At 27.7% G+C, this 25,286-nt stretch carries 25 protein-coding genes, 1 riboswitch and 1 other annotated feature; of the genes, 20 read left to right on the top strand and 5 right to left on the bottom strand.

From position 1 onward, the window contains the following. Positions 1–58 precede the first annotated feature (58 nt). The gene (gene trpS / locus BM119_RS10870; RefSeq protein WP_423231007.1) at positions 59–1,051 is read right to left on the bottom strand and encodes a tryptophan--tRNA ligase; all 993 of its coding nucleotides are present in this window, start codon (positions 1,049–1,051) and stop codon (positions 59–61) included. 260 nt (positions 1,052–1,311) lie between these two features. Next, positions 1,312–1,544 (bottom strand) — a binding site (T-box leader). 128 nt (positions 1,545–1,672) lie between these two features. Beyond that, on the bottom strand, positions 1,673–1,828 hold the full coding sequence (locus BM119_RS19875) for a hypothetical protein (RefSeq protein WP_177199394.1): 156 nt from the start codon (positions 1,826–1,828) through the stop codon (positions 1,673–1,675). Positions 1,829–2,231: 403 nt separating this feature from the next. Between BM119_RS19875 and BM119_RS10875 the strand changes: the two genes are divergently transcribed. Continuing rightward, positions 2,232–2,792, top strand: coding sequence for an ECF transporter S component (locus BM119_RS10875; RefSeq protein WP_242948413.1), 561 nt, complete (start codon positions 2,232–2,234; stop codon positions 2,790–2,792). A 186-nt stretch (positions 2,793–2,978) separates the two neighbouring features. Here BM119_RS10875 and BM119_RS10880 read toward each other — a convergent pair whose 3' ends face one another. After that, a complete protein-coding gene (locus tag BM119_RS10880) occupies positions 2,979–3,137 on the bottom strand; it encodes a zinc-ribbon domain-containing protein (protein WP_090041401.1) in 159 nt (52 codons plus the stop codon). Positions 3,138–3,585: 448 nt separating this feature from the next. Between BM119_RS10880 and BM119_RS10885 the strand changes: the two genes are divergently transcribed. The 18 genes from BM119_RS10885 (at position 3,586) to BM119_RS10965 (ending at position 21,784) form a co-directional block, all read left to right on the top strand. After that, entirely contained in the window at positions 3,586–4,680 is a 1,095-nt protein-coding gene (locus BM119_RS10885) for a sensor domain-containing diguanylate cyclase (RefSeq protein WP_090041403.1), read from the top strand. Positions 4,681–4,979: 299 nt separating this feature from the next. Beyond that, positions 4,980–5,393, top strand: a complete 414-nt coding sequence (locus BM119_RS10890; protein ID WP_090041404.1) for a hypothetical protein — start codon at positions 4,980–4,982, stop codon at positions 5,391–5,393. A gap of 161 nt (positions 5,394–5,554) precedes the next feature. Next, the gene (gene tyrS / locus BM119_RS10895; RefSeq protein ID WP_090041406.1) at positions 5,555–6,775 is read left to right on the top strand and encodes a tyrosine--tRNA ligase; all 1,221 of its coding nucleotides are present in this window, start codon (positions 5,555–5,557) and stop codon (positions 6,773–6,775) included. A gap of 210 nt (positions 6,776–6,985) precedes the next feature. Continuing rightward, complete coding sequence (locus BM119_RS10900) at positions 6,986–8,914, top strand: V-type ATP synthase subunit I domain-containing protein (RefSeq protein WP_090041408.1); 1,929 nt, start codon at positions 6,986–6,988, stop codon at positions 8,912–8,914. 12 nt (positions 8,915–8,926) lie between these two features. Next, positions 8,927–9,190, top strand: coding sequence for an EscU/YscU/HrcU family type III secretion system export apparatus switch protein (locus BM119_RS10905; protein WP_090041409.1), 264 nt, complete (start codon positions 8,927–8,929; stop codon positions 9,188–9,190). 21 nt (positions 9,191–9,211) lie between these two features. Next, positions 9,212–9,901 (top strand): metallophosphoesterase, encoded by a 690-nt coding sequence (locus BM119_RS10910; protein ID WP_090041411.1) that lies wholly within the window; start codon positions 9,212–9,214, stop codon positions 9,899–9,901. A 648-nt stretch (positions 9,902–10,549) separates the two neighbouring features. Continuing rightward, complete coding sequence (locus tag BM119_RS20420; protein ID WP_278336792.1) at positions 10,550–10,681, top strand: hypothetical protein; 132 nt, start codon at positions 10,550–10,552, stop codon at positions 10,679–10,681. Between the two features lie 65 nt (positions 10,682–10,746). Next, positions 10,747–11,514, top strand: coding sequence for a nitroreductase family protein (locus BM119_RS10915; protein WP_177199395.1), 768 nt, complete (start codon positions 10,747–10,749; stop codon positions 11,512–11,514). A 225-nt stretch (positions 11,515–11,739) separates the two neighbouring features. Beyond that, positions 11,740–12,153, top strand: a complete 414-nt coding sequence (gene mntA, locus BM119_RS10920) for a type VII toxin-antitoxin system MntA family adenylyltransferase antitoxin (RefSeq protein ID WP_090041415.1) — start codon at positions 11,740–11,742, stop codon at positions 12,151–12,153. 17 nt (positions 12,154–12,170) lie between these two features. Further along, a complete protein-coding gene (locus BM119_RS10925; protein ID WP_090041416.1) occupies positions 12,171–12,635 on the top strand; it encodes a HepT-like ribonuclease domain-containing protein in 465 nt (154 codons plus the stop codon). Between the two features lie 578 nt (positions 12,636–13,213). Further along, on the top strand, positions 13,214–15,307 hold the full coding sequence (locus BM119_RS10930; protein WP_090041418.1) for an HPr family phosphocarrier protein: 2,094 nt from the start codon (positions 13,214–13,216) through the stop codon (positions 15,305–15,307). Between the two features lie 305 nt (positions 15,308–15,612). Continuing rightward, complete coding sequence (gene dhaK / locus BM119_RS10935; protein WP_090041420.1) at positions 15,613–16,611, top strand: dihydroxyacetone kinase subunit DhaK; 999 nt, start codon at positions 15,613–15,615, stop codon at positions 16,609–16,611. A 36-nt stretch (positions 16,612–16,647) separates the two neighbouring features. Next, entirely contained in the window at positions 16,648–17,280 is a 633-nt protein-coding gene (dhaL, locus tag BM119_RS10940; RefSeq protein ID WP_090041422.1) for a dihydroxyacetone kinase subunit DhaL, read from the top strand. A gap of 28 nt (positions 17,281–17,308) precedes the next feature. Continuing rightward, entirely contained in the window at positions 17,309–17,701 is a 393-nt protein-coding gene (gene dhaM / locus BM119_RS10945) for a dihydroxyacetone kinase phosphoryl donor subunit DhaM (protein ID WP_090041425.1), read from the top strand. A 135-nt stretch (positions 17,702–17,836) separates the two neighbouring features. Next, positions 17,837–18,274 carry a GatB/YqeY domain-containing protein gene (locus BM119_RS10950; RefSeq protein ID WP_090041426.1) on the top strand — a complete coding sequence of 146 codons (438 nt, stop codon included), beginning with the start codon at positions 17,837–17,839 and terminating at the stop codon, positions 18,272–18,274. A gap of 352 nt (positions 18,275–18,626) precedes the next feature. Continuing rightward, positions 18,627–19,733: a S41 family peptidase gene (locus tag BM119_RS10955; RefSeq protein WP_090041428.1), complete on the top strand. Its 1,107-nt coding sequence runs from the start codon at positions 18,627–18,629 to the stop codon at positions 19,731–19,733. Between the two features lie 115 nt (positions 19,734–19,848). Continuing rightward, the gene (locus BM119_RS10960) at positions 19,849–20,271 is read left to right on the top strand and encodes a GNAT family N-acetyltransferase (protein WP_090041429.1); all 423 of its coding nucleotides are present in this window, start codon (positions 19,849–19,851) and stop codon (positions 20,269–20,271) included. 430 nt (positions 20,272–20,701) lie between these two features. Beyond that, complete coding sequence (locus BM119_RS10965) at positions 20,702–21,784, top strand: hypothetical protein (protein ID WP_090041431.1); 1,083 nt, start codon at positions 20,702–20,704, stop codon at positions 21,782–21,784. A 258-nt stretch (positions 21,785–22,042) separates the two neighbouring features. Here BM119_RS10965 and BM119_RS10970 read toward each other — a convergent pair whose 3' ends face one another. After that, complete coding sequence (locus tag BM119_RS10970) at positions 22,043–23,008, bottom strand: methyl-accepting chemotaxis protein (RefSeq protein WP_177199396.1); 966 nt, start codon at positions 23,006–23,008, stop codon at positions 22,043–22,045. Positions 23,009–23,039: 31 nt separating this feature from the next. After that, positions 23,040–23,843, bottom strand: a complete 804-nt coding sequence (locus BM119_RS10975) for a DUF2225 domain-containing protein (RefSeq protein WP_090041434.1) — start codon at positions 23,841–23,843, stop codon at positions 23,040–23,042. A 268-nt stretch (positions 23,844–24,111) separates the two neighbouring features. On the opposite strand from BM119_RS10975, the gene yjbM reads away from it, so the two are divergent. Beyond that, positions 24,112–24,900, top strand: a complete 789-nt coding sequence (gene yjbM, locus BM119_RS10980; protein WP_090041436.1) for a GTP diphosphokinase — start codon at positions 24,112–24,114, stop codon at positions 24,898–24,900. Between the two features lie 146 nt (positions 24,901–25,046). Beyond that, a riboswitch (Lysine riboswitch) is annotated at positions 25,047–25,221 on the top strand. Positions 25,222–25,286 lie beyond the last annotated feature (65 nt).

The following is a 25,286-nucleotide window of genomic DNA, read 5'->3' on the forward strand; positions in this document are numbered from 1 at the left end:
AGCAAACTATCTAGTTTGAATTGCTTATACCTCACTTTTCATGTTAGGATAAATTTTATTATTGTATAAAACCTATTTTCTTTTGCATTTTTCTAAGAGTTTTTCTAGAAATATAGTTTGCTTTTTCAGCACCTTTTTTATATACTTCTTCAAGATAAGCTTTATTATTAAGAAGCTCCTTTACTTTTTCTTGTATTGGAAATAATTCTTCTACTATTATTTCAGCTACATCTTTCTTTAAATCAGCATATCCTTTGTTAGCATATTGGCTAACAACTTCTTCAGTAGATATCCCTTTTATACAGCAGATTATATCTATTAAGTTTTTAACACCAGGTTGGTCATCGGTATAATTAACAATTCCAACAGAGTCTGTTACTGCGCGGGAAAGTTTCTTTCTTATTACTTCAGGTGGATCCATTATTAATATATAGCTATTAGGGTTTTCAGATGACTTAGACATTTTTTTAGTTGGGTCTTGAAGATCCATTATTTTGGCACCCTCTTTAGCTATATATGGTTCAGGAACCTTAAAAGTTGGGCTATAAAGATTGTTGAATCTTTCAGCAATATTTCTTGTTAACTCCAAGTGTTGCATTTGATCCTTACCAACAGGAACCAAATCTGTTTGATATAATAATATATCTGAAGCCATTAAAACAGGGTAAGTGAATAAACCGGCTGGTATTGAATCACCTTGTTTTTGAGATTTATCCTTATATTGAGTCATTCTAGAAAGTTCACCAACATAACTAAAGCAGTCTAAAAGCCATGCAGCTTCAGAATGAGCTGAAACATGAGATTGAATAAAGAGAGTGTTTTTATCAGTATCTATTCCAGAAGCTAAATATATAGCAAGAACTTCTAAAGTGTTTTTTCTAAGATCTTTAGGTTCTTGCCTAACAGTAATTGCGTGTAAATCAACTACACAAAAGTAACAATCATATTCTTCCTGAAGTTTAACCCAGTTTTTTATTGCTCCTAGATAATTACCTAAAGTTAAACTACCACTAGGTTGAATTCCACTAAAAATAACTTTTTTGTTTTCCATAATATACCTCCAATTGTAATCTTAGTTAAGATCACTATTAATTTTAACATTTAAATAGTATTACTTACTTTAAAAGTGACAAGTTGCAAGTAGAATTTGCTGATGATGAAATACCTATCTCCACCTAAATATTAGAATAACTTATCTAGATGCATAGATGCTATTATATCCCACTTTTTAGATGAGTGGAGTATAGGGTATCTAGTCATGGGATAAAATCTAAATTAGATAAAAACAAAAAAGCCCTATAAGAATATTTCTTATAGGGCGTAAATTACGCGGTACCACCTAATTTGAAAGTAACAACTTTCATCTCTAAAGATACAAACATATCCTACCTTTATAACGTAAGGTTAACGGATTAAGCTACTAAGACTTCACCTAAACATCTCAAAGACCCATTGGGCTTAATCATAATTGTTGTAATCCCACCATAATACAACTCTCTGGAAATCTGTTTTTAAGCTTACTTACTTCTTATCAAAGATTTTAAATACTATTTATTAAATATAATATTCCTATTAAATTGTTTTGTCAATAGTTTGAAATAATTTAGGCATCTGAAAAAATAATAGGCTACAGATTCCAAGTATATTGGTCTAGTATTTTTTCGAAGATGCCTTAAATAGATTTATTGGGATTAAGTATAGAATCTATGAGAAATACTATAGCTGAAACAATTAATAGTAAATTTATATAATGTCCTCCAAAATTAAGGATAATAGCTAAAAACCAAAAAAATATTATTATTAAACCAGTCCATTTTAAAATGTTCATATTATCACCACCTAGAAATATTATTAATTATAGTATCTGTAATTTCTCAAAATTAATGTAATTAGTGTATCCATACATTTGGGTTTTTGCAAAAATATAATATAATAAATAGTGAACTAAGTGATTATTAGATTTACATTAAGTACTGAGCAAGTGGAAAATGACAAATTAAGTTTATAAAATTGAGAAGAGAGGTCGTATAGTATAACTTTAGATTCTCCATTTGTAACTCCTAAATTAACATAAGTTATAAGCTTTATTAAAATTATAAGATTCAAGTTAAGAGGGATAATCTGAGTAAAGTTTAAAGTGAAAAGGTGAAAGATATAACTCTCAATTTTAAACTTTCAATTTATAAAATCATTAGTATAGCTGAAATAAAACATTTAATGGGGGGATTAATATGCAAGAAAATATTGTTAAGGATCGTAATGGTATGCAGGTAATTGATATCATACATGTAGCTCTTATGGGGGCACTAATATGTATAGCAACTATGGTTATCAACATAAGAACGTATAATGGATATGTTCATTTAGGAGATAGTATGGTTTTACTATCAACGGTATTATTAAGAAGAAAAAAAGCTATATTTTCTTCAGTACTTGGAATGGGACTTGCAGATATATTGTTAGGATCACCTCTTTGGGCTCCGTTTACTATAGTTATAAAAGCATTAATGGCACTTATAGCTACACTTATAGTTGGAGAAAAGAATAGATTTAAGTTATGGAGAGAAATTGTAGGATTCTCTTTAGGAGCCATTTGGATGGTAGTTGGATATTTTTTTGCTGGAGCAATAATAAAACACTTCATAGAGGGTATTCCAACCTTTACAGCAGCTTTAGGAGTAGCATCTTTAGATATACCAGGAAATATAGTACAAGGAAGTGTTGGAACTATAATAGCTATATTTTTAGCTATAGCATTAAAAAACGTAAAATTATTTAAAGAACAACTTTAAAAACATGAATTTAGGAAAAATTCTATTAATAGTTTAATTATAGGCCAATTGATAAAAAGCAAAATCTAATTTAAGTTAGAGGTTTTTATAATTATATAGTTAAGAACCAAAAAACATTTTACAAATATAATTAATAAAAAATAAAAGACCCACAATAATGGGTCTTATTTTAATAATTATAAAAAATTATCTTCTGTCTTGTTTTTCAGCTTTTCTAGCTCTTCTGCAATCAGGGCATCTTACAGGATCATTTTCAAAGCCCTTAGATTTAAAAAACTCTTGTTCTCCAGCAGTGAAAACAAATTCCTTTCCACAATCTTTGCATACTAAAGTTCTATCTTCCATTACAAAAAACCTCCTTAAAAATCATAGGATAATTTTGGTGTGAAGCGGGCTTCCTATGAATCTATTACTTGGAGACCATGGAAGAACTACTACCTAAAATTAAAACCTATTTGGTATAAAATATTATATATAATTATAACATAAAAAAATATATATGCAATATTAAATGTGTGTAAATAAGAAACAAATCCAAATATTCAGAAAAGATTATTACACAAAATGTATCAATTAAAAAAAATTGTAATATACTATAATGGTAAGGAATTCAAATAAAAACTATGAAACTGTAAAAAAATGAATAAATAAATTTAAAGTTTTAAACAATATAAATGACGAATAAGGTAATTTAATAAAGGATTTAAAAGTTGGAATTGTATTTTTTTATATGTTATTATAAGTTTATGATTTTAATTTTTTAAGAGTGTAATGGGGTTTAGGAGAGAAGAAGATGCAAGAATACAGGGTCATGTATGAGAAGTTACTAGAGGAATTTGAAACTTATCAAAATTTTGCAGAAAATCAGATACAAATACTAAATGAAAAAAATATAGAACTTGAAAAAAACCTGGATGCATTGGTTAATATAGTGGAAATAAGTAAATATATAAATTCTCATATTAGTGATGACAATTTAATACCTATGATAAATGATATGATTATAGGTATATTAGGGGTAACATATTCATCTATATATTTACTAGAAGATAGGTGTAGTGGATTTGAAATAAAAGCAACTAATTTACCAGAAAATGAGGTTGTTTATAGAGAAGAACACTATTTAACCAAAATAAACAAAGAAAATCCATTTGTTCTTAATAGTAGAGAGAGTATATTTGGAGATCATACATCACAAGAGGTTAGAGAAATACACTCACTTATAGGAGTCCCTATAAGGCTAAGATCTAAAGTAACAGGATATATAATGATAGAACACACTCTCTGGAATTACTTTTCTTATGAGCATATTACATTTATTACATCAATAGCTAATCAAATAGCAATAGCTATTGAGAACAATGCACTATACAAAAGAATTCAAGAAAGTTTAAAAAGAGATTCTTTATTAAATATATATAATAGAAAATACTTTAAAGAGTTTGTTAAAAACAAAATAGAAATTGGAATTCAAAAGTTTGCCTTAGTTATGATGGATTTTGATGATTTTAAAGTTTTCAACGATAATTATGGACATTTATACGGTGATGAGATATTAGTTAGAACTATGGATATTTTAAGAGAAGAACTTCAAATTGAAGATTTAATGGCTAGATATGGTGGAGATGAAATAGTATTATATTTAAAAATGGAAAATGAAAATGAAGCGGATATTAAAAACCGAGTTAATGACATAAGAGAAAAGATTTATAAAAATAAAATTGAGTTTAATGGAATTGAAAAGAATACAACAGCTACTTTTGGAATAGCTTATTATCCAGAGGATGGAGAATGTCTTACAACCATTTTAAATAAGGCTGATGAATGTCTTTATAAGGCTAAAGCTTTGGGAAGAAATAGAGTTATAACAACTAGAGATAAAATTTGATAAAAAACCTTCTATATGCTAATTTTGTAATTAGATATTATAGAAGGTTTTTCTACACAATTATAGTATGAAATCTACATAATAAATTGTATAATAATTACTTATAAGGTAATGATACTATAATAAATGAATATTTATTATAGTAAGAAAAAAGGTGGAAGATTCTTCATATATAATAAAGTTTATGAATAAAGTATTAAAAGGAGGGATATTAAACAAATCGTATTGATTAAAAATTCTGAATATTATACAATTTAATAAAGGATATTTCACCTAAAATAAAATTAAGGGGTGGTAACATGATACATGTATTTTGTAACAAGAGAGGTTCTGGAAAAACTAAAGCATTAATAAATCTTGCAAACGAAAAGGTATTAAATGCTAAAGGCCATATGGTGTATATTGATGACGACAACAGAGCTATTCACGAATTACATCGAGATATAAGATTCATAACTACAACTAATTTAAATCTTTCAGATCATGAAAGTCTTTATGGTTTCCTTTGTGGTATAGTTTCGGAGAACTATGATATCGATACGATTTTTATTGATGGGTTATCTAATATAGTTAAGGTAAATATAAGAGAAGCTGAGGTTTTGTTTAAGAAGTTAGAGGGGTTTTGTAAAAATTTTAATTTATGTCTATATATAAATATGAACGATGATATATGTAATGAATTACCGGATACAATAAAAAAATATGTTGCTTAATTAATTTGAGCTAGATGATTTAGAAAATAATATTATTTGAATATATAGTCCCATAACGTAGTTTATGGGACTTGATTTTTTTGAAAATTATGATACTTGTTAGTAATAGTACTTCAAGTTATAATAAAGGGTATATGTATATTAAGTAAGGAGTGATAATAATGGCTAATGTATATGACATATTAGTTGAAAGAGGATACATAAAACAGTTAACACATGATAATGAAATAAAAGAGTTATTAGAAAAAGACAAGGTAACTTTTTATATAGGTTTTGACCCTACAGCGGACTCTCTACATGTTGGTCACTTCATTGCTATGATGTTTATGGCTCATATGCAAAGAGCAGGACATAGACCAATTGCTTTAATTGGAGGGGGAACCGCGATGATTGGTGATCCAAGCGGAAAGACAGATATGAGAAAAATGATGACAGAAGAAACCATTGCTCATAATGTGGCTTGTATCAAAAAGCAGATGGAAAAGTTTATAGACTTTAGCGATGATAAGGCTATAATTGTAAATAATGCTGATTGGCTTTTAAAGCTTAACTATGTTGAGTTTATAAGAGAAATTGGAGTACATTTCTCAGTAAACAAAATGTTAACAGCAGAATGTTTTAAGCAAAGACTAGAAAAGGGATTATCTTTCCTTGAGTTTAACTACATGTTAATGCAAGGATATGATTTTCTAGTATTAAATCAAAAATATGGTTGTACTATGCAATTAGGTGGAGACGACCAATGGTCTAATATGCTTGCTGGAGCAGATTTAATAAGAAGAAAAGAACAAAAACAAGCTTATGCAATGACATGTACTCTTTTAACAAATAGTGAAGGCAAGAAAATGGGTAAAACTGAAAATGGAGCATTATGGCTTGATGCAGAAAAGACAACTCCATATGAATTTTATCAATACTGGAGAAATGTTGGAGATGCTGATGTTGAAAAGTGCTTAAAGCTTTTAACATTTGTTCCAATGGATGAAGTAAGAAAACTATGTGCATTAGAGGGCTCAGCTATAAATGAAGCTAAGAAGGTTCTTGCATTTGAAGTAACTAAGCTTATACATGGAGAAGATGAGGCTAAGAAAGCTCAACAAGCAGCAGAATCTCTATTTGGTGGTGGATGTGACTTAAGTAATGTTCCAACAGTAGAAATATCTAAGAAAGATTTAGAATTAGCATTAATAGATATTTTAGTTAATGGGAAGGTTTTACCATCTAAAGGAGAAGGTAGAAGATTAATTCAACAAAATGGATTATCATTAAATGATGTTAAAGTAACAGAAATAGGAAAAACTTTAACAGATGAAGATTTTAAAGATGGATATGCACTTGTTAAGAGAGGAAAAAAGAATTACCACAAAATAATTATAAAATAATGAAAAAAAAGTGTAGTTTAGAGCTAAAACAAGGCTTATAACTACACTTTTTTTTATATACATATATTGATAATGAAAAATATTACGATAAAATAAGTAAGTGACAAGCTGTAAGTTTAGAGATGTATATGTTGGGATTTATAAGGTATAGGTAGTAACATTGTTTAGGTGAGAGAGTTGGAGTGAAAAAAGTTAAAGGTGGTGTTTTTTATGGCCATAGTTGCTGGATTAAATAAGGTGTACAATGACATTGAAGTAAGAAAATTAAAAACAGATTTAAGTTCAATAAAAATTGGCCAAGTTGTTTCAGCTAAGATATCAGAAAAACTTGGAGATAGGGATGTAATTTTAAGACTTCAAGAAGGATGGAATTTTAGAGGTGAACTTTCAGAGGATATAAAAGATTTAAGAGATGGTCTTTTAAAATTTAAGGTTATAGGTTTTGAGGATGGTAAACTACAATTACAAGTATTAAATGAACAAGGGGCTACAGATGTTAAAGATATTGGAGACCTAAAGCAACTTATTGAAGCATCAGGCTTTAGCAAGGAAGATACAGAATTAATAAAAGTCTTATTAAAACATAATATACCTTTAAATAAAGAAAATATTGATATATTTAAAAGTGTTATGGAATTAAAATCCAATGGAAGCGAGAAGTCAATTGATGAATTTGTTGCAAAATATCTTAACGCAAAGGGATTAACATCAGAAAGTGAAAACTTTGAATTAATAAAAAATAGTTTAACATCTAGTTTGAAGGCATTAATAAATATGTCAGATGAAGAAGTATTTTTCTTTATAGAAAATGCATTACAAACAAATGAGGAAAATCTCCAAAATTTCAATAAACTATTTAAAGAAGAGGGACAACTTTTTAAAGAAATATTAAATCTGAAAAATAATGAAAATATAGTAGGAAATAAAGAAAATAGTATAAGTGAAGACAAAAGTCTAATATTAAAAACTTTAAATGAACCTCAAATAGAAGAATTAAAGTCTTATTTAAAAGATGCTATAGAAGGTAATGAAAATACCATAGAAATTAATAATGGAAAAGACATAGTGCCTAATAATAAGCTTAATAATGAAAATTTACTTAGAAATTTACCTGATGAGCTAAAAGAAAATTTAAGCAATGAGGCTATAAAGCTTTTAGAAAAAGGAGCTTTTAAAACTCTTTTAAAAGCTTTAGATGGAGAGGAAGCATCCATTAATTTATTGAAAAATTTAAACAAAGATATTATATCCAAAGAAAATAATCAAAGCAGCGTAGTACAAGAGAATAATACAATTGAAGAAGGTAATGAAAATAAACAAATAGATGTTTTGAATATTTTAAAAAATGTTAATAATAAAGAAGAACTAGAAAAAAGTTTAACATCTATTATTAAAGATGTTCCCAAGGAAAAGTTAGAGAAGGTAGAAAACCTTATAAATAGAATAGTAGATGGACATGTCACTAAAGAAGAGACAAATGAATTTAAACAATTAACATTAAAGAGTGAAGATACATTTAAGGCTATGACATCATTAAATAGTAAAGAAAGTATAACTTTAAAGGAAATCATATCAAAGGTTTTTGATAAGGAAATTTTAACTCAGCAAAAGCCAATGAGTGGAGAAGATATAAGAGAAGCGATAAGAAGTAAAACACAAGAAGTTAAAGAAGCTATTAGAGCATTGGCTAATGGGGATATAAGCAAGATTCCAAATGAATTTATGAAAGAAGCTAAATTTTTCAATGATGTAAGTAAAGAATATTATTATATGAATGTACCTTTAAATTTAAATGAAAAGGAATATGGTGCCAGTATAATAATAAAAGATAATAGAAAAGATGGAAAAAAGATCGATTCAAAAAATGTAAAAATGGTAGTAACTGTTGATGCTAATATTATGGGAACAGTGGATGGTTATTTAGTTTTAAATAATGAAAATATGAATATAACAATAAAAGCATTTTCGCCATGGGATAAGGTATTAAATAGTTCACGTGAAAAATTAAGTGCAGCTATCAGTAAATTAGGGTATAATGTATTGGTAAATGTAGAAGAAAAAATAGAAAATGTTGATATATCAAAATGCAATGACTTCTTTAATGATTATGAAATAAGTGTATTAAATACACTAGCATAGGAGGTGTAGCTTTTGGATAAAAGACGAGCAGCAGCTTTAAGATATCAAGAAGGTAATGACCACGCACCAAAGATTGTTGCCACTGGCATGGGGAGACTAGCAGATAAAATTATTGAAAAAGCAGAAGAAAATCATGTGCCAGTAGTTTATAATAAAGAGCTAGCAGATCTTTTGACAAATGTTGATGTTGGAGATTATATACCTTCTGAATTGTATGAAGCAGTTGCAGAAATTATTGCATATGTCACAGAAATAGATGGGAAGTTAAATAAATAATCAAATGAAAGGTGAGATGTTATGGCATTATATGCTATTGCAGATCTTCATCTTGCATTAAGTACTGATAAACCTATGGATATATTTGGTGAGAATTGGTATAAGCATGATGAAAAAATAAAAGAAAATTGGATAAATAAAGTAACAAAAGATGATACAGTTTTAATAGCTGGAGACATATCATGGTCTATGAAAATGGAAGAAGGAGTAAATGAGCTTCAATGGATACATGAATTGCCTGGAAAAAAGATAATTTCAAAGGGAAATCATGATTATTGGTGGGCAAGTATATCAAAATTAAATAAGCTATATGAGGATATATCATTTATACAAAACAACTTCTTCACATATAAGGACTATGCCATATGTGGAACTAGAGGGTGGATATGTCCAGGAAGCTATAATTTTAAAGAAAAAGACGAGAAAATATATGCTAGAGAACAAATAAGACTTAGACTTTCTTTAGATGAAGCAAAAAAGGCAGGATATGAAAAAATAATATGTATGATGCATTATCCTCCAACAAATGAAAAACTTGAATCATCAGCTTTTACTGAGATCTTTAAGGAATATAATATAGAGAAAGTAATATATGGACATATTCATGGAGCTTCAAAGAATAGCAAACTTCTTAGAGGGGATATAGATGGAGTTCAGTATATATTTACTGCTTGTGATTATATAGATTTTGATCCACTAATAATATTATAAATAGTGATACGTATATTAAGTATAATATTAGAAAAGTATAGTGTTACGGGTAATAGTTTTAGGTATATGAAAGAAAATAACAAGTCAAATATACTAGCATACTGACTTGTTATTTTTTTGAATATGCCTTAATAGAAAAAGGATGCATACCAACAACTTGTTTAGTTTTTGATATACATCCTTTTTCTATTATAGAATTCCATTTAAATATATATCTAAAAGTCTATAAGAATCTTAAATATATAATAATAACGATTATATAGCAATAGAAACATATTATTTTAAAATAAAAAGACAAATTAATTATAAAAAATAGTTAAGATTACATACAAATTAAAAATTTAAAGGTATATCAATTCATAAAACATATATAAGAATAGTTGAGGAATATTTAGTATATAATTAAGTGGCTTTTAGATTTAGATGAAGCATGCTCATTTAGAATAATTGTACATTTATATCATGATTTTTGGAAGAGTGGATTAGAATAGATCATAGTCATGATATAAATAAACATTGAATATTAAAATGTAAAATATTACAATATAATTGTGGAATGTTTTGAGAAATTATGAAAAGGTAGCTTTATATAATGGTACCATTGATCGAATAATTGTATAAGATCATTTTATAGGAAGAAGAAATCATTTGGAATTATATAATGGAAACATAGATTTAGATCATATGCTTAATTTAGCTTTAAAAAATAATGCAACATGTGTAATTGAAACTAAAACAAAAGAGGCTTTGATAAATTCAGTAAATAAGCTAAAGAAATAGAAATTAAAATAGTAAAAACTACTAGGATTATTTTTTAAATAATACTTATTAAGGAGGAGAAATATTTGGAACTAAAAAAAGAATGGCATAGTGCCGTAAATTTTAGAACATCTAGAAGAGCTTATATAGATAAAGAGTTAGGAGAATTTGAAGTTAACAGAATAACTTCTTTAATAAATGAGGTGAATAAAGAAGGGAATCTTAAAATTCAATTTATTAAGGATGGATCTAAGCTTATGAATGGTTTTAAGGCTTCCTATGGAATGATAAGTGGAGCGAAATCTTTTATAGCATTGGTTGGAAATAAGAATATTAAAAATTTGAAAAGTAGAATTGGATATTACGGGGAATTTATAGTTTTAGAGTGTACGAATCTAGGCGTTGGAAGTTGTTGGCTTGGAGGTACATATGATAAAGAAGAGTGTAAAAAGCATATTAGTTTATCAAAGGATGATGAATTAGTATGTATAATTTGTTTAGGATATGTGAATAAAGATAAATCATTAAAAGAAAAACTTATATCTAAGTTATCTAAGAATACTATGGATAAAAATAAATTTTTAATATCTCAAGATCAAGTTCCAGGTTGGGTTAATAGTGGTGTGGATTCAGCTATAAAGGCTCCTTCAGCATTAAATAAAAAGCCGGTATCATATTCTTTTATAAATGGAAAATTGAAAGCTTTTATAACTAAGGGAAATCATGGCTTTGAGGAGGTAGATCTAGGAATAGCCATGAGTCATTTTCAATTAGGTGCATTAAGTAACGGGATTTATGGAAAATGGGAAGTGGAAAATCAGGAATATGTTTTTAAAATAAAAAGTACTTCTTAGAGTAATATATAGAAAGTTACAAATTAAAAGTAACAAGTAGAAACTTACAAGTAATATTGCAATTGGAAGATTAAACTGAATATTATCTGATGAATGCCCCTTGTAATACCCCTTAAATTAAGATTCATTGTATGAAGAGATAAGATTGTTTAGTTTTCATAAGTTGGATATAATAGAAATATAAGAGGTTAGGGAGATGAAAAATAGACTAGCATACATGAGGTGATGAAAATATTTAAGGAAGAGCATTCATTACAATTTGATAAGGAAGAAATTGTTAATAAAATAGAAGGGTATTTATACAATAATGATAATATTGTGAGTGCATATATTTTTGGGTCTTTTGGCACTGGAGATTTTACAAATAAAAGTGATATTGATATTGCAATACTTACCAGTGAAGAAATCACATATTCACAGTGTCTTAAAATTAATTCAGAACTAGAAGATATAATAGGAATTCCTATTGACTTAAACAATATAATCTTATTACCAGAGCATATTCAAGTGCAGATAATTATGGAAAACAGACAATTATTTAGTAAAGACGATATTCTGGAAGAAAAATATATAAACCAATTAAATCACTGGATAAAGACAGAATTTCCATTTTGGAAAAAGCTTGTAACAGCTAAGTAAAAAGAGGAGAGATAATTATGAAAAAAATAAATTTAACGAGGCTTGATACAACTATTAACAAGGCTGAGAAGTGTGTTAGTGAATTGGATTTGTTTTACAAGGAAATTATTTCTAATAAATATGATAATAATGAAATAATTAAAAGGTCCATGGATTTATCATTTAGAAGTTTATTTAATAGTTTTCAATCATTAGTTGAAGATTATGTTTCGATTGTATTAAGAACATTAAGTGTGGATGTGAGTAAGTTATATTTTAGAAAATGCTTAGAAATATGTGTAGATAATAATTTTCTATCAAAAGAATTTATGGAGAAATTTAAGCCATCTGTAAAATTACGAAATGATATTGCACATGGTTATGACATACCAACAACAGAGACTTTAATTGATTTTTATAAAGAAAATGGAGAAATGTATAAATTATTTATAATAGATATAAATAATTTTAAGAATAATTTAAATCAACAGGAATTGTTTTAAGTAATAAATTTTATTTTCTACAAGAAAATAGTAACACATCTAACCGAAAAGAGAGGGCTAAACAACACAACCTAGCTGACTTATTGTAAGGTATAAAAATACTTTGAGAAGTCAGACAGGCTGCTAAGGATTAGTCCTCTCTTTTCTTTAGATTGGAAAATAACTCTCAAGTTTTGACGGAATCAATACTTTTTTCACTAAGAATACTTATGGGGTATGTGATAGTTTACTAATGTTTATAATTCTATTTTCATATTAATAAGAAAATGATCAATTTAATAATTATAAAATATTGAATACTAATAATTAATGATGCAAGATTATAATAATGATGTAATATACCAATTAGACTGATTTTTTTTGAGAAGGTATTGAATGTAATTTTAAAAATAAGTTTTAGTTTTAATACCAAGCATATATTGTTCTTTATTATCAAGTTAATAAAAAGATATTTATATATAAAATAATATGCAATGTATATAATTAATAAATAGATGAAAAATCAAAGAAAAACATATGATTTTTTAATTATATAGTTATAAGTAAATTGAGAATATAAAAGCAAAGAAGGGGATTTAATGAAAACAAAAGTTGTAGTAATAAAACCACAAAAAGGTCTTCATGCACGGATTGTAGCTATGGTTGTTCATAAAGCTAATGATATCAATAAAAAATATAACACCAGGTTATCGATAAAATATAAAGATAGAAAAAGTATACCAGCAGTAAGTCTTATGCCACTAATACTTTTAAAAGTAAAGAAAGGTGAAGAGATAACAGTAGAAGCGGAGGGGGGAGAGGAATTAAAAGCTTTAGAAGAACTATATGATTTTTTAAATAGTGATTTTCATATAGATGATGAGGAACAAAATCAAATAGACAATATAATTGAAGATAACAATATAACTTGGGAGCAAGTAATTAAAAGTACTGCCAATGGAATCGTTGTAGTTGATGAAAATGGAACTATAATAATGACAAATCCCGCAGGAGACAAAATACTTAATATTAAGTATGATGAGGTTGTTGGCAAAAGAGTTCTTGATGTACTACCTAAGTCGTATATACCTAAAGTTTTAGAGGATAAAAGGTTAAGGCTAGGAATAAAACAGCTGTATAATGATAAAATAATTTTTGTTAACATAACTCCAATAATTATAGATGGAAAACTAAAGGGTGCAGTATCTGTATTTGAGGATATTTCAAATTTAGAAAAGATAAAATCAGAACTTTATGAAGTAAAAGAACTTAAAGAAAGATTACAACTTATATTAGAAAATGTACATGATGGGATATGTTTTGTAAATAAAGAAGGATATATAACTTATATAAATAAGGCTTATTCTAATTTGCTTAGTGAAGAGGAAGAACATATATTAGGGAAAAATATAAAAGATTTATCTGGTAATGATGCTAAAACTAGTGTTTTAAACAATGGCAAGGCGATAATAGGTCATGTAAATGTAAGAGAAGATGAATCAACTTTAATTGAAAATGTAAACCCAATAATATTAGATGGAGAAGTAAGAGGAGTTGTTTCTGTAGTAAAAGAATTTTCTGAGGTTCAGGTTCTATGGCAAATGTTAAATGAGCTATCAGCTAAGGCAGATTACTTGGAAGAGGAATTATTAAGAACTAAAGAGAAAGGTGGATTTGAAAAGTTTATAGGTAAAAGTGGAAAAACGTTAGATGCTTTAGCGTTAGCGAAAAAAGCTGCTAAAGGAAATGCCACTGTTTTAATAAGGGGAGAAAGTGGTACGGGAAAAGAGGTTATAGCAGAAGGAATTCATTTTGCCTCTAATAATGCTAAGGGACCATTTATAAGGGTAAATTGTGCAGCAATACCAACAAATCTTTTAGAAAGTGAACTTTTTGGTCATGAAAAAGGAGCTTTTACAGGAGCAATAAAGAGAAAACTAGGAAAATTCGAGCTTGCTCATAATGGAACTATATTTTTAGATGAAATTGGGGAAATGGAAAAAAGTATGCAGGCTAAAATATTAAGAGTGCTTCAGGAAAGGGAATTCAATAGAGTTGGAGGAGATGAAGTAGTTAAAGTAAATGTTAGAATTATAGCAGCAACTCATAGAAATCTTGAGGATATGGTTAGAGCAGGTGAATTTAGAGAAGATTTATATTATAGATTAAATGTAATACCAATATATATTCCACCATTAAGAGAAAGAAAGCAGGATTTAGCTTTTTTAATGGGACATTTTTTAGAGAAAATAGGTAAAGATATTAATAAGAAAATAAATGGGGTTACCAATGAAGCAATGGAAGCATTTTTAAATTATTCATGGCCAGGTAATGTTAGAGAACTTGAAAATCTTTTAGAAAGAATAATAACTCTTACAGATAAAGATTATATAGATTATTATGATTTACCTTTGTATTTAAAAAGTGATAGCAAAATAGTTGATAATTCAAAGGATAAGGTAATAGATAAAAAAACACTAAAAGCTGATGAAATTATAACTATGTTAAGTGAAGCTGATGAAATACTTACAATGAAAGAATATGAGCAACTTATAATAGAAAAAGCTTTAAAAAAGTATGGGAGCTTTAATGCAGCAGGAAAGGCATTAGGTATTACACATAAGACAGTAGCGGCGAAGGCTAGGCAATATGGAATAGAAAAAATAGTAGGTTGGGAAAAAATATCTAGGTAAAAAAGCATATGATTGATATTTATTACCAAGAAACAGATGCTTTCTTAGAGAGATTGAAAAATCTCTCTTTTATATTTTTTATAAAAACTATTGTAAATCCGTACATAGGAGATTATTTTATAAAAAATAATGAAAATATAAAAAGTTGGCATAGTAAATGCTATTAATATATACATAAAAGAAGATCAGGGATATATGCACGGATTCCGTAACATTTCTAATAGTTAGTGGAATTTTAGAAGCGGCAATATTCAATATGTTATTTTAAGAGATTAATATGAAATATATTTTAGGAGGAATTAATTATGAAAAAATTAATAAATAATCCAAATAATGTTCTGGAAGATATGTTAAAGGGAATAGTCTATGCTCATAAAGAGCATTTAAGAAAAATAGATGGTTTTGATGTATTGGTAAGAAAAAATTCACCAGTTGAAGGCAAAGTAGCATTAGTTAGTGGTGGGGGTAGTGGACATGAACCAGCACACGGAGGTTATATAGGCGAAGGTATGCTTGATGGAGCGGTATGCGGATCAGTATTTACATCACCAACTCCAGATCAAGTGTTTGAGGGTATTAAAGCTGTAGATGGTGGAGACGGTGTACTTCTTATAATAAAAAATTATAGTGGAGATATAATGAATTTTGAAATGGCTAAAGATATGGCTGATATGGAGGGAATAAAAGTAGAAGCTGTTGTTGTTAATGATGACGTAGCTGTTGAAGATAGTCTTTATACAGCAGGAAGAAGAGGAATTGCTGGAACAGTATTTGTCCATAAAATTGCAGGAGCTAAAGCTGAAAAAGGAGCTTCATTAGAAGAAGTTAAAAAAACTGCTGAAAAGGTAATTAAAAACGTAAGAAGCATGGGAATGGCTTTAACATCATGTATAGTTCCAGAAGCGGGAAAAGCTAATTTTACATTAGCAGAGGATGAAGTTGAGATAGGAATGGGCATACATGGAGAACCAGGAACCCATAGAGAAAAGATTTCAACAGCAGATGAAATTACAGAGCAGCTGGTTAATAGAATACTAGAAGATATGCCTGTAGCGAAAAATGAAGAAGTTGCAGTTATGATAAACGGACTTTCAGGAACTCCATTAATGGAACTTTATATAATAAATAAAAAAGTTCAAGAAATGTTAGAAGAAAGAGGAATAAAATCATATAAGACTTTTGTTGGAGAATTTATGACTTCTTTAGAGATGGCAGGATGTTCAGTAACATTATTAAAACTTGATGAAGAACTTAAAGAGCTTTTAGATGCTAAAGCTGATACACCAGCATTAAAAGTTTTTTAGTATAAGTTAAAAGTAGTTTTATATTTCAGGAGGTAATTGAAGATGAATGGTAAAAAGGTAATAGAAGTAATAAATAAAATATATGAAGTTTTAGATAAAAATAAAGCTTATTTAACAGAGCTTGATGCGACTATAGGAGACGGAGATCATGGTCTAAATATGAGTAGAGGATTTAGTGCAGTTGTAGAAAAGTTAAAGGATGAAAGTGGAGATAACATAGGAGATGTATTTAAAAAGACAGGAATGGCTTTAGTTTCAAATGTAGGAGGAGCTTCAGGTCCACTTTATGGAACTGCTTTTATGAAGGGTGCCATGGCTGTTAATGGAAAAAGTGATATGGGTATACAAGATTTTCTAAATGTTTTAAGGTCAGCTTTAGATGGAGTAAAGCAAAGAGGTAAGGGAACTGAAGGAGAAAAAACAATGATAGATGCTTTATCTCCTGCTGTAAAAGCTATAGAAGAATCTATAAATAATGGAGATGATGTAGTAACAGTTTTAAAAAAAGCTAAAGATGCTGCATTACAAGGAGTTGAGTTTACCAAGACAATAGTTGCAACAAAAGGAAGAGCAAGTTATTTAGGTGAAAGAAGCATAGGACATCAAGATGCAGGAGCTACTTCATGTTTTTATATATTAGAAACTATATATGAAGAAGTAAAGGCTTAGGTTAAAGATAAAAGGAGATGGAAAAATCATGGTAGGAATAGTTGTAATATCACATAGTAGTAAAATAGCAGAAGGTGTAGTGGAAATGGCATTGCAAATGGCTCCAGAGGTGCCTATGATAGCAGCAGGTGGAACTAGTGATGGAAGAATAGGAACAGATGTAGAGAAGATATCTGAGGCTATAAAGAAAGTTTATTCAGAGGATGGAGTATTAATAATATTTGATTTAGGAAGTGCATATATGAATGCTGAGATGGCTATGGATTTTTTAATAGGTGAAGTTGATACAGATAAAATAGAGATTGTAGATTGTGCACTTATAGAAGGTGGAATAACAGCAGCTGTTGAAAGTAGCATAGGATCAAATAGGGAAACCATAAAAGAAACATTAAAACCACTAGTATTAAATAAAATGCCATAAGTAAGGCACCTGAAACAAAATCAAAATATAGTAGTAACTTTAACTTTGTGTGTAATATTGGTATAATTTAAATAGATAAATTATTCAAAAGAAGTGAGGTGAAAAGTTAGTGGAGTGTATCTACTAACATATACTATGTTAAAAGAGAATTTAAAAAAAGATGAAATAGCAGCAATGAAGGCAAGGGATAAAGCAAGAGTAAGCATTTTAAGATTGGTAAATGCTGATATTAAGGCATTTGAAGTTAATGAAAGAGAAACTATTTCTGATGAAGGTATTATAAAAATAATAGAAAAAAACATAAAACAAGTAAAAGAAGCTTTAGAATATGCTAAACAATTAAACAATGAAGAAAAAATAGCTGAAGGAAACTTTGCAATCGAAGTTTTAACTCCATATCTTCCAGCTCAATTAAGTGATGAGGAAGTAAATAACATGCTAAAAGAAATTATAGCTAATGGTAATTACGCATCATCAGATATGGGTAAAATAATGAAAGAAATAATGCCAAAAGTTAATGGTAAGTTTGAAAGATCAAAGATAAACCCAATGGTAAAAAGTTTATTAAGTTAATGAACAATGTAATACTTAGTTATTCATTCATATAAATTAGTTTAGATAGTAACGCAAAGTTCTTATTAGATTTAAATGTAGTTATTAAGCTATCCTTATCTACTATTTTTTAAGCTGGTAGTATTGCGGCACCAAGTCAAAGGATAAATGTTTAAATAAAACCTAGAGGGCAAGTATTGCCTTCTAGGTTTTTTCTATTTGATTAATGAGTTAAGAATTTATATAATTATCAGAGGTTTATGATATAATTTTATAAATATTAAAAGAGAATGGTAATTATAATTACCTATTTTGCTATAAATTAGATGCCATATAAATAAATTTTATTAAGAATTAATAGAGAGGTTATGCAATGAGTAATAATTGGGAGAAAAAGTGGATAGAAGATATAGATTTTTTAAAAAGCAACTTAATAAATAATCATAAAAATTTATTTTTTACTACAACAAGAGAAGAGTTTGAAGAAAAAATAGAAATGCTTAAATCCATAATTAATAATTTAGATTATGATGAGATGAAAGTAGAATTAAGTAGAATAGTAGCTTCAATTAAAGATGCACACACATCAATAGAATTTCCAGTAAACAAATACTTGCCATTTAAATTCTATTATTTTAATGATGGAATTTATATAACAAAAGTAACCAAGGGTTTTGAAAAATTTTTATATAGAAAGGTTACAAAAATTGAAGATATACCTATAGATGAAGTTATAAAGGAATTATCACAAATTATATCTTATGAAAATGAATATTTTTTAAAGGCACAGAGTATGAAATATCTTCAAGGAGCAGATATTTTATATGGACTATTGATATGTGATAATATTGATAAAATAAATATTACTTTAGAAGATGAAGTGGTAGAGGTAAAAACCATAAACCCAAAAGATTTGATTTATTTAGAAAATATAAGGATTCCATTATATGCCGAAAGGTATAAAGATAACTATTGGCATAAATACATAAAGGATGAAGAAATTCTATATATTAAATATAATTCATGCAAAGATAATGGAGATGTTTCTATAAAAAATAACATAGTTGAAACTATAAATTTTATAGAAAAGAATAATGTGAATAAGATAACAATAGATTTAAGAAATAATTTAGGCGGAAATTCTACATTGCTAAGGCCTTTAATTGAGTATATAAAAAGCAATAAAAAAATAAATCAAAGAGAAAACTTAAAGGTAATAATAGGCAGAGAAACATTTTCATCAGCTTTAATAAATGCTTATGAATTTAAATTTGAAACTAACGCCATATTAACAGGAGAACCTTCAGGGGGAAAACCTAACTGCTATGGAGAAATATTAAGGTTTACGTTGCCTAATAGTAAGTTTAGAGTTAGTTATTCTACTAAATACTATAAAATAATAGAAGATGATAGTATATTAGCTTTATATCCAGATGAATTTCAGGAAGAGAAAATAGAAGAGTATTTAATGTACTTGTAAAAATATTCAAAGAATATGATATAATTATGTTAATGATTGTTTAGAAAATACATAATATTTTAAAAAATATAATTAGGTCAATATATATGTAATAAATTTAAGGGGCGGGTTTGTTATGGATATTATTTATAAAGAAATAAGGGAGAGCTACAACAAGGAAGAATTAAGGCTTTTATATCATGATACAGCGTGGATAAATTACGGAAATGATATAGATAAAACAAAAAGATCTATAGAAAAATCATTATGCACTATAGGAGCATTTTGTAATGATAAATTAGTTGGAATTATTAGAGTTATTGGTGATGATGAACGCATAATATATATTCAGGAATTAGTAGTATTAAGGCAATACAAAAGAAAGGGAATAGGAAAAACGTTAATTAAACTCATAAGAGATAAATATAAGCATATTACTGATATAGTTTTAATCACAGATAATACAGATAATAATCCTGAAACTAACGGATTTTATAAGACATTAGGTTTTAAAGAAGCTAGTGAATATGGAACAATCTGTTATATGAAGTGTGAATAATAAGGAGAATACGAAGTGACAATGTTTTTCGGTGACAATTTAGAAAATAGAGATACTACAACTTTTACTTTATAAGTATGTGGGTGTTAGTAACGGCATAAATTTCATTGAAAAAAATTTTGATTAATACTAAGCATTTATATGTAGGAGAAATTAAATAGGTTTTTATGAAGTTTATATAACATTTATATAGCATTTATATAGCATTTATAAATAGGAAAGTTCTATAGTCCATAGATGTAACATAAATTTAAGAAGTAGTAATATTGTATAGAGGGTTTATTAAACAACATGACTAAATAGTACTAAACTGATAAGCATTAGTAAGGGGAGCCAGTGGATAAAATGAGTTTAGGGCGATAACTAGAAAAAATTAATATTATATAGGCTTTAAATATGTTTTTATAAGGCTATAGGAAGGGGGAAGTGCATGAAGTTATTATATCTTTTAGAGGGGTATCTAATAATACTTATATATTTTATTGGAATAGACACATGTAAGGATATAAAAAATGGTGTCAACTATGGTATTTCAATTAAAATAAATAGGGAGGATACCTTAGGATTAGATAGGATATTTAAACAATACTGGACAGTGTGCCATTTTATATATTGGCTTATTATTGTATTTATTCAAATTTACTCAAAAGATAGGTATATGCTAGTATCATTAGTATTAGGACCAATAGGAAACATAATTTTATTAAACATATGTCACTACCCAATCTATAGAAAAATTAAAATATTAGACTTGAATGAGAATATATGGAAATATAAAAGAGCTAATATATATGGAGATGGTATTGAAAATATAAATAATGATAATAGATTTAGTTTGAAATTATTTGTAATACCATTAATCTTATTAATTTGTGCAATAATATTAAATGCAACATTATACAATATAATTTTAAGTATAAAAACTTTTTTAAATAGTGGAAATTCAGCTATAGAAAACATTTTAGAAGTTTATAATAATAGTAATATTTTTGATCAAATTATTATGTTTCCTACAATATCCTTAATAATTATAATCTTATTAGGGGTATTAGCAAATGTTTTTATAAAATCAAATATAGAATTAGGAAAGATTTTAATTCCAAGTTCATTATTTATGGTATCAATAGGGATTGTAATTATATTAGAATTCTTTAATATTTATAGTATTAAAGGCGATAAACCTCAAATATTAGTAAGTATTATTGTTATAACTTTACTTATAAGCTTACCCATTATAAAGTTGTCATTTGGTATGTATATATATGATTTAGGTAAAAAACTTGGTTATAGCAGTGCATGTTATAATGAGAATCCTTTTATATCAGATAATGAACATTATTTTAAAAATAGTCTTTATTACAATAAAAATAATCCAGCACTAATGATTGAAAGTAGGAGTGGATTATCTTTACAAATTAATTTTGCAAATTTGAAAGTTAAGTATTTAGTTTTAATAATTGGTATAAGCACAATGTGTGCTATAGGAACTATGATTTCAAATAAAGTTTATTAAAAAAAGAAATTATTTCAGAGACAATAGTTAATGACGTTTTTCTCAAGTTGAAAATTGAAAGTGAGGACTAAGCATTAGCAAAATATCTGATGAACAGTTAGTATTGGTGGTATAAAAAATTTATATAGCGTTAGAAAATCCAATTGTTGTACCCAGTGAGTTATTGGATTTTAGTTATATAAATTTTTTGTACCTTACAATATTCAGTCAGCTAGTTTGTGTTGTTTAGTCCTCACTTTTCGGTTTAGATAAAATCTTTTACTTGATTAGTTGAGTTAAATTTTTAAGGTCTTTAGAAATATTTTTTATTGAATTAGATTGATGCTCTGTTTCAGATGATATATCAGTGCATAAGGTTGAATTTTCTTCTGCTAAATCAGATACGTGTTGAATTTTTTCTAAAACAACATGTTTTTTATCAGAAGTTATAGTAAGATTTTCTATGCATTTTTCAATTTCACTATTAGCATCGTCCATAGACCCTTTTATATTTGTAAACGTATCTTTTGTTTCATTAATTGTATTTATCTGAGTAGAAAGAGCTGTGTTTCCTAAGTTTATTGCAGATGATGCATTAAGAATATCAATTTTTATTTCATTTAAAATTTTTGTGATATTTTCAACTGCTATTTTAGAATTTTCAGCAAGCTTTTTTACTTCGCCAGCTACAACAGAAAAACCTTTTCCAGCATCACCAGCTCTAGCAGCTTCAATTGCTGCATTTAAAGCAAGTAAATTGGTTTGACTAGCTATTTTACTTATGGAATCGGTTATTATGTTAACTGATTCTAGCTTGTCTACTAAATCTTCAACAGAAGTAGTAGATACCTTAAAGGTTTCTTCTAAAGAGTTTAGTGAATCATCTAAGGTAGTTAAAGTTTCTAAACCAGAATTTATCATGGTGTTAGAATCCATTGTCTTGATTTGAACGTTAACCACATTAAAAGCTAAATCTTCCATATGAGTATTGAAATCTTTTAAAAGATTAACTGCTTGAATAACATCATTATGTTGTTCATATGCAGATTTTGAAATAGTTTTTATATAAGAAGTTATATGTGATGAGGAATCTTCAACACATAGGGTATTTTCTGTTATTTTAGTAACTGCGTCTACAACTTTAAAATTGTCACTGAGATTATCTGTAATTTGTTCTTGAAAAACTGAATTAACACATTCAGTTTGTTCGTTATCGTGACGATTGCTTCTTTTGAATATTGACATCATTACCCCTCCTAAATCTTACTTAAAAATATTAATTTAAATCAATGCTTTTTATCAAGTCCTTTTGGTCACGTGCTAATTCCTTCAACCTAGATGAAACTCCAGGGGTTGTAATTACCTTGCTCATCCAAATGAGAGATTTTTCATTATTTCCTATTCGTCTATTTAATTCGCCTAATAAGTACATAGTTGTGAATTTATCCATCCCATATATGGGGAAGGCTTCTTTCTCAAAGGCGTTTACAAAGCCTTCAAGTGATTTTTCAATAAATATAATTTCGTCATTAGGCACTTCCTTTAATCTATACATCCAAGCTATTTTAAGACAAAGCATAGCTTTTGTACTATCTTTGCAATTTGTTACAACAGCATTTAGTAAAGCTAACTTATAGCGTTCAATTGCTATATTTTCATCAAATGGAACTTTATATTCCCGTCCACGCCATTTAGAAGTTATATTTTTGAAAATCAATTCTTTTTGAAATTCTCTTATTTTTGGAAAGTCAACTTTAAGAGCTGCATAACCACAAGAATTGCAAACCCAAACATCATAAAAATATGGATTTACATTTCCATAGATTATAAAAAAATCTGACTCTCTTTTTAATACTCTTGGAGCTGAGGTTTTTACAGAAGGACATTTAAATTCTGCATTGCAAACAGGACATTTCACTGTTCTTTCATAAAGATAAGAATTGCCTCTTTCTTTCAGTTTAAGTTGTGTTAGCCTTACTTTTTCTTCGTTTTTATAAAGGTCAACATTTAAGTCAGAAAAACCTAGTTTTTCTAAGCCTGAAAAAAGTTTATTTGTATCGTCTTTGTCCGTACACATCATACACCTCAATAAATAATCAGAATTAATAAATATATATTAATATAGAGTCTATTATATCACAAAAATGGTTTTAGTTAGTATAATATATTTGGTATAATATAAAGTGATGTTTAATTATAAAAGAATAAATTTGATTTTTTGATTATAATGTTAAGTGGAAATGTTAATTAGAAAAACAAATAATATAAAATTGATTTATAAAAAGTAAGATTCTAAGGTTATTATGCTTTAGTAACTAAATATAGTAAAAGAAAAAAGGGTGATGAATATGGCTATGAAAGAGTGGAAGACCTTTTTAACCCCTTATGAGCAAGCGGTGGATGAATTAAAGGTTAAATTTAGAGCAATAAGAAAAGAATACAGAAGAAAAAATGAATATTCTCCAATAGAATTTATCACTGGAAGAGTTAAAGAAGTTTCTAGTATGTTAGAAAAAGCTAATAAATTCAATATACCTTTAGATAGGATCCAGTATGAAATGGAAGATATAGCGGGATTAAGAATAATGTGTCAATTTGTTGATGATATAGAAAAGGTTGTTGAGATAATAAGAAACAGAAAAGATATGCAAGTAATGTACGAAAAAGATTATGTTACAAATGTAAAGGAAAGTGGATATAGGAGTTACCATATCATAATAAAGTATCCTGTAAATATGGCAGAAGGCCAAAAAGATATACTTGCAGAATTCCAAATAAGGACATTAGCAATGAACTTTTGGGCAACTATAGAACATTCATTAAACTACAAATATAAGCAACAAATACCTTTTGAAATTAAGGGAAAATTAAAAAATGCTGCAGATGCTGCATATCAGTTAGATGAACAAATGAGGGAGATAAAGGGAGAGATAATGGATGCACAAACATTATTTGAAGTTAAGTCTGACATTGTCTCAAATATAATAAATAATATATTAACCTTAATATCTCAGGGAAAAGCAGCTGAGGCTTCAAGATATCAATTACATCTTAATAAGCTTATACAAGAGGGTGAAGTTTGGGAACTTAATAGTTTGCTTATGAATATCAAAAGAGACATTGAAAAATTTAAATAGAAATATAAAGTATCAAGTGGTTCTAAGGTAAATATAGAGTTTTCTCATGAGGAAAAACATAATAATAAAAGAAATAAAAGTCTATTGACAATTTGTAAAAATTGAAATATAGTTATAAATAACTTTTAAAATAATAATCTCTAATATTAGTAGATAGAGGTGCAGTAATTAAAAGTAATTCTACAGAGTTAAGCACTATGAAGTAGGATGAAAGGAATTATTGCCGAAGTGTACAACTAATGCTTTAAGGTTGTATCACTGGCTTTGTGCAAAACATGTACAGGGTTGTCACAAATTCGTTTGTGGAGAGCTATCACGTGGATAAACTTTATTTAGCATATTTAAAGTCCCAAGTGAGCTCCTTGGGGCTTTTTTTTATTATCATT

The sequence above is a fragment of the Clostridium frigidicarnis genome, assembly GCF_900111985.1.
GTDB classification, from domain to species: domain Bacteria; phylum Bacillota; class Clostridia; order Clostridiales; family Clostridiaceae; genus Clostridium_Z; species Clostridium_Z frigidicarnis.

Bases quoted from the DNA above. Each gene is read 5' to 3' on its own strand.
- BM119_RS10975 (WP_090041434.1), bottom strand. From the start codon at position 23,843: ATGATGTGTACGGACAAAGACGATACAAATAAACTTTTTTCAGGCTTA.
- BM119_RS10970 (WP_177199396.1), bottom strand. From the start codon at position 23,008: ATGTCAATATTCAAAAGAAGCAATCGTCACGATAACGAACAAACTGAA.
- BM119_RS10885 (WP_090041403.1), top strand. From the start codon at position 3,586: ATGCAAGAATACAGGGTCATGTATGAGAAGTTACTAGAGGAATTTGAA.
- yjbM (WP_090041436.1), top strand. From the start codon at position 24,112: ATGGCTATGAAAGAGTGGAAGACCTTTTTAACCCCTTATGAGCAAGCG.
- BM119_RS10880 (WP_090041401.1), bottom strand. From the start codon at position 3,137: ATGGAAGATAGAACTTTAGTATGCAAAGATTGTGGAAAGGAATTTGTT.
- BM119_RS10965 (WP_090041431.1), top strand. From the start codon at position 20,702: ATGAAGTTATTATATCTTTTAGAGGGGTATCTAATAATACTTATATAT.
- BM119_RS10875 (WP_242948413.1), top strand. From the start codon at position 2,232: ATGCAAGAAAATATTGTTAAGGATCGTAATGGTATGCAGGTAATTGAT.
- BM119_RS10950 (WP_090041426.1), top strand. From the start codon at position 17,837: ATGTTAAAAGAGAATTTAAAAAAAGATGAAATAGCAGCAATGAAGGCA.
- BM119_RS19875 (WP_177199394.1), bottom strand. From the start codon at position 1,828: ATGAACATTTTAAAATGGACTGGTTTAATAATAATATTTTTTTGGTTT.
- BM119_RS10930 (WP_090041418.1), top strand. From the start codon at position 13,214: ATGAAAACAAAAGTTGTAGTAATAAAACCACAAAAAGGTCTTCATGCA.
- dhaM (WP_090041425.1), top strand. From the start codon at position 17,309: ATGGTAGGAATAGTTGTAATATCACATAGTAGTAAAATAGCAGAAGGT.
- BM119_RS10925 (WP_090041416.1), top strand. From the start codon at position 12,171: ATGAAAAAAATAAATTTAACGAGGCTTGATACAACTATTAACAAGGCT.
- BM119_RS10955 (WP_090041428.1), top strand. From the start codon at position 18,627: ATGAGTAATAATTGGGAGAAAAAGTGGATAGAAGATATAGATTTTTTA.
- dhaK (WP_090041420.1), top strand. From the start codon at position 15,613: ATGAAAAAATTAATAAATAATCCAAATAATGTTCTGGAAGATATGTTA.
- BM119_RS10910 (WP_090041411.1), top strand. From the start codon at position 9,212: ATGGCATTATATGCTATTGCAGATCTTCATCTTGCATTAAGTACTGAT.
- tyrS (WP_090041406.1), top strand. From the start codon at position 5,555: ATGGCTAATGTATATGACATATTAGTTGAAAGAGGATACATAAAACAG.
- mntA (WP_090041415.1), top strand. From the start codon at position 11,740: ATGAAAATATTTAAGGAAGAGCATTCATTACAATTTGATAAGGAAGAA.
- BM119_RS10960 (WP_090041429.1), top strand. From the start codon at position 19,849: ATGGATATTATTTATAAAGAAATAAGGGAGAGCTACAACAAGGAAGAA.
- BM119_RS10890 (WP_090041404.1), top strand. From the start codon at position 4,980: ATGATACATGTATTTTGTAACAAGAGAGGTTCTGGAAAAACTAAAGCA.
- BM119_RS10900 (WP_090041408.1), top strand. From the start codon at position 6,986: ATGGCCATAGTTGCTGGATTAAATAAGGTGTACAATGACATTGAAGTA.
- trpS (WP_423231007.1), bottom strand. From the start codon at position 1,051: ATGGAAAACAAAAAAGTTATTTTTAGTGGAATTCAACCTAGTGGTAGT.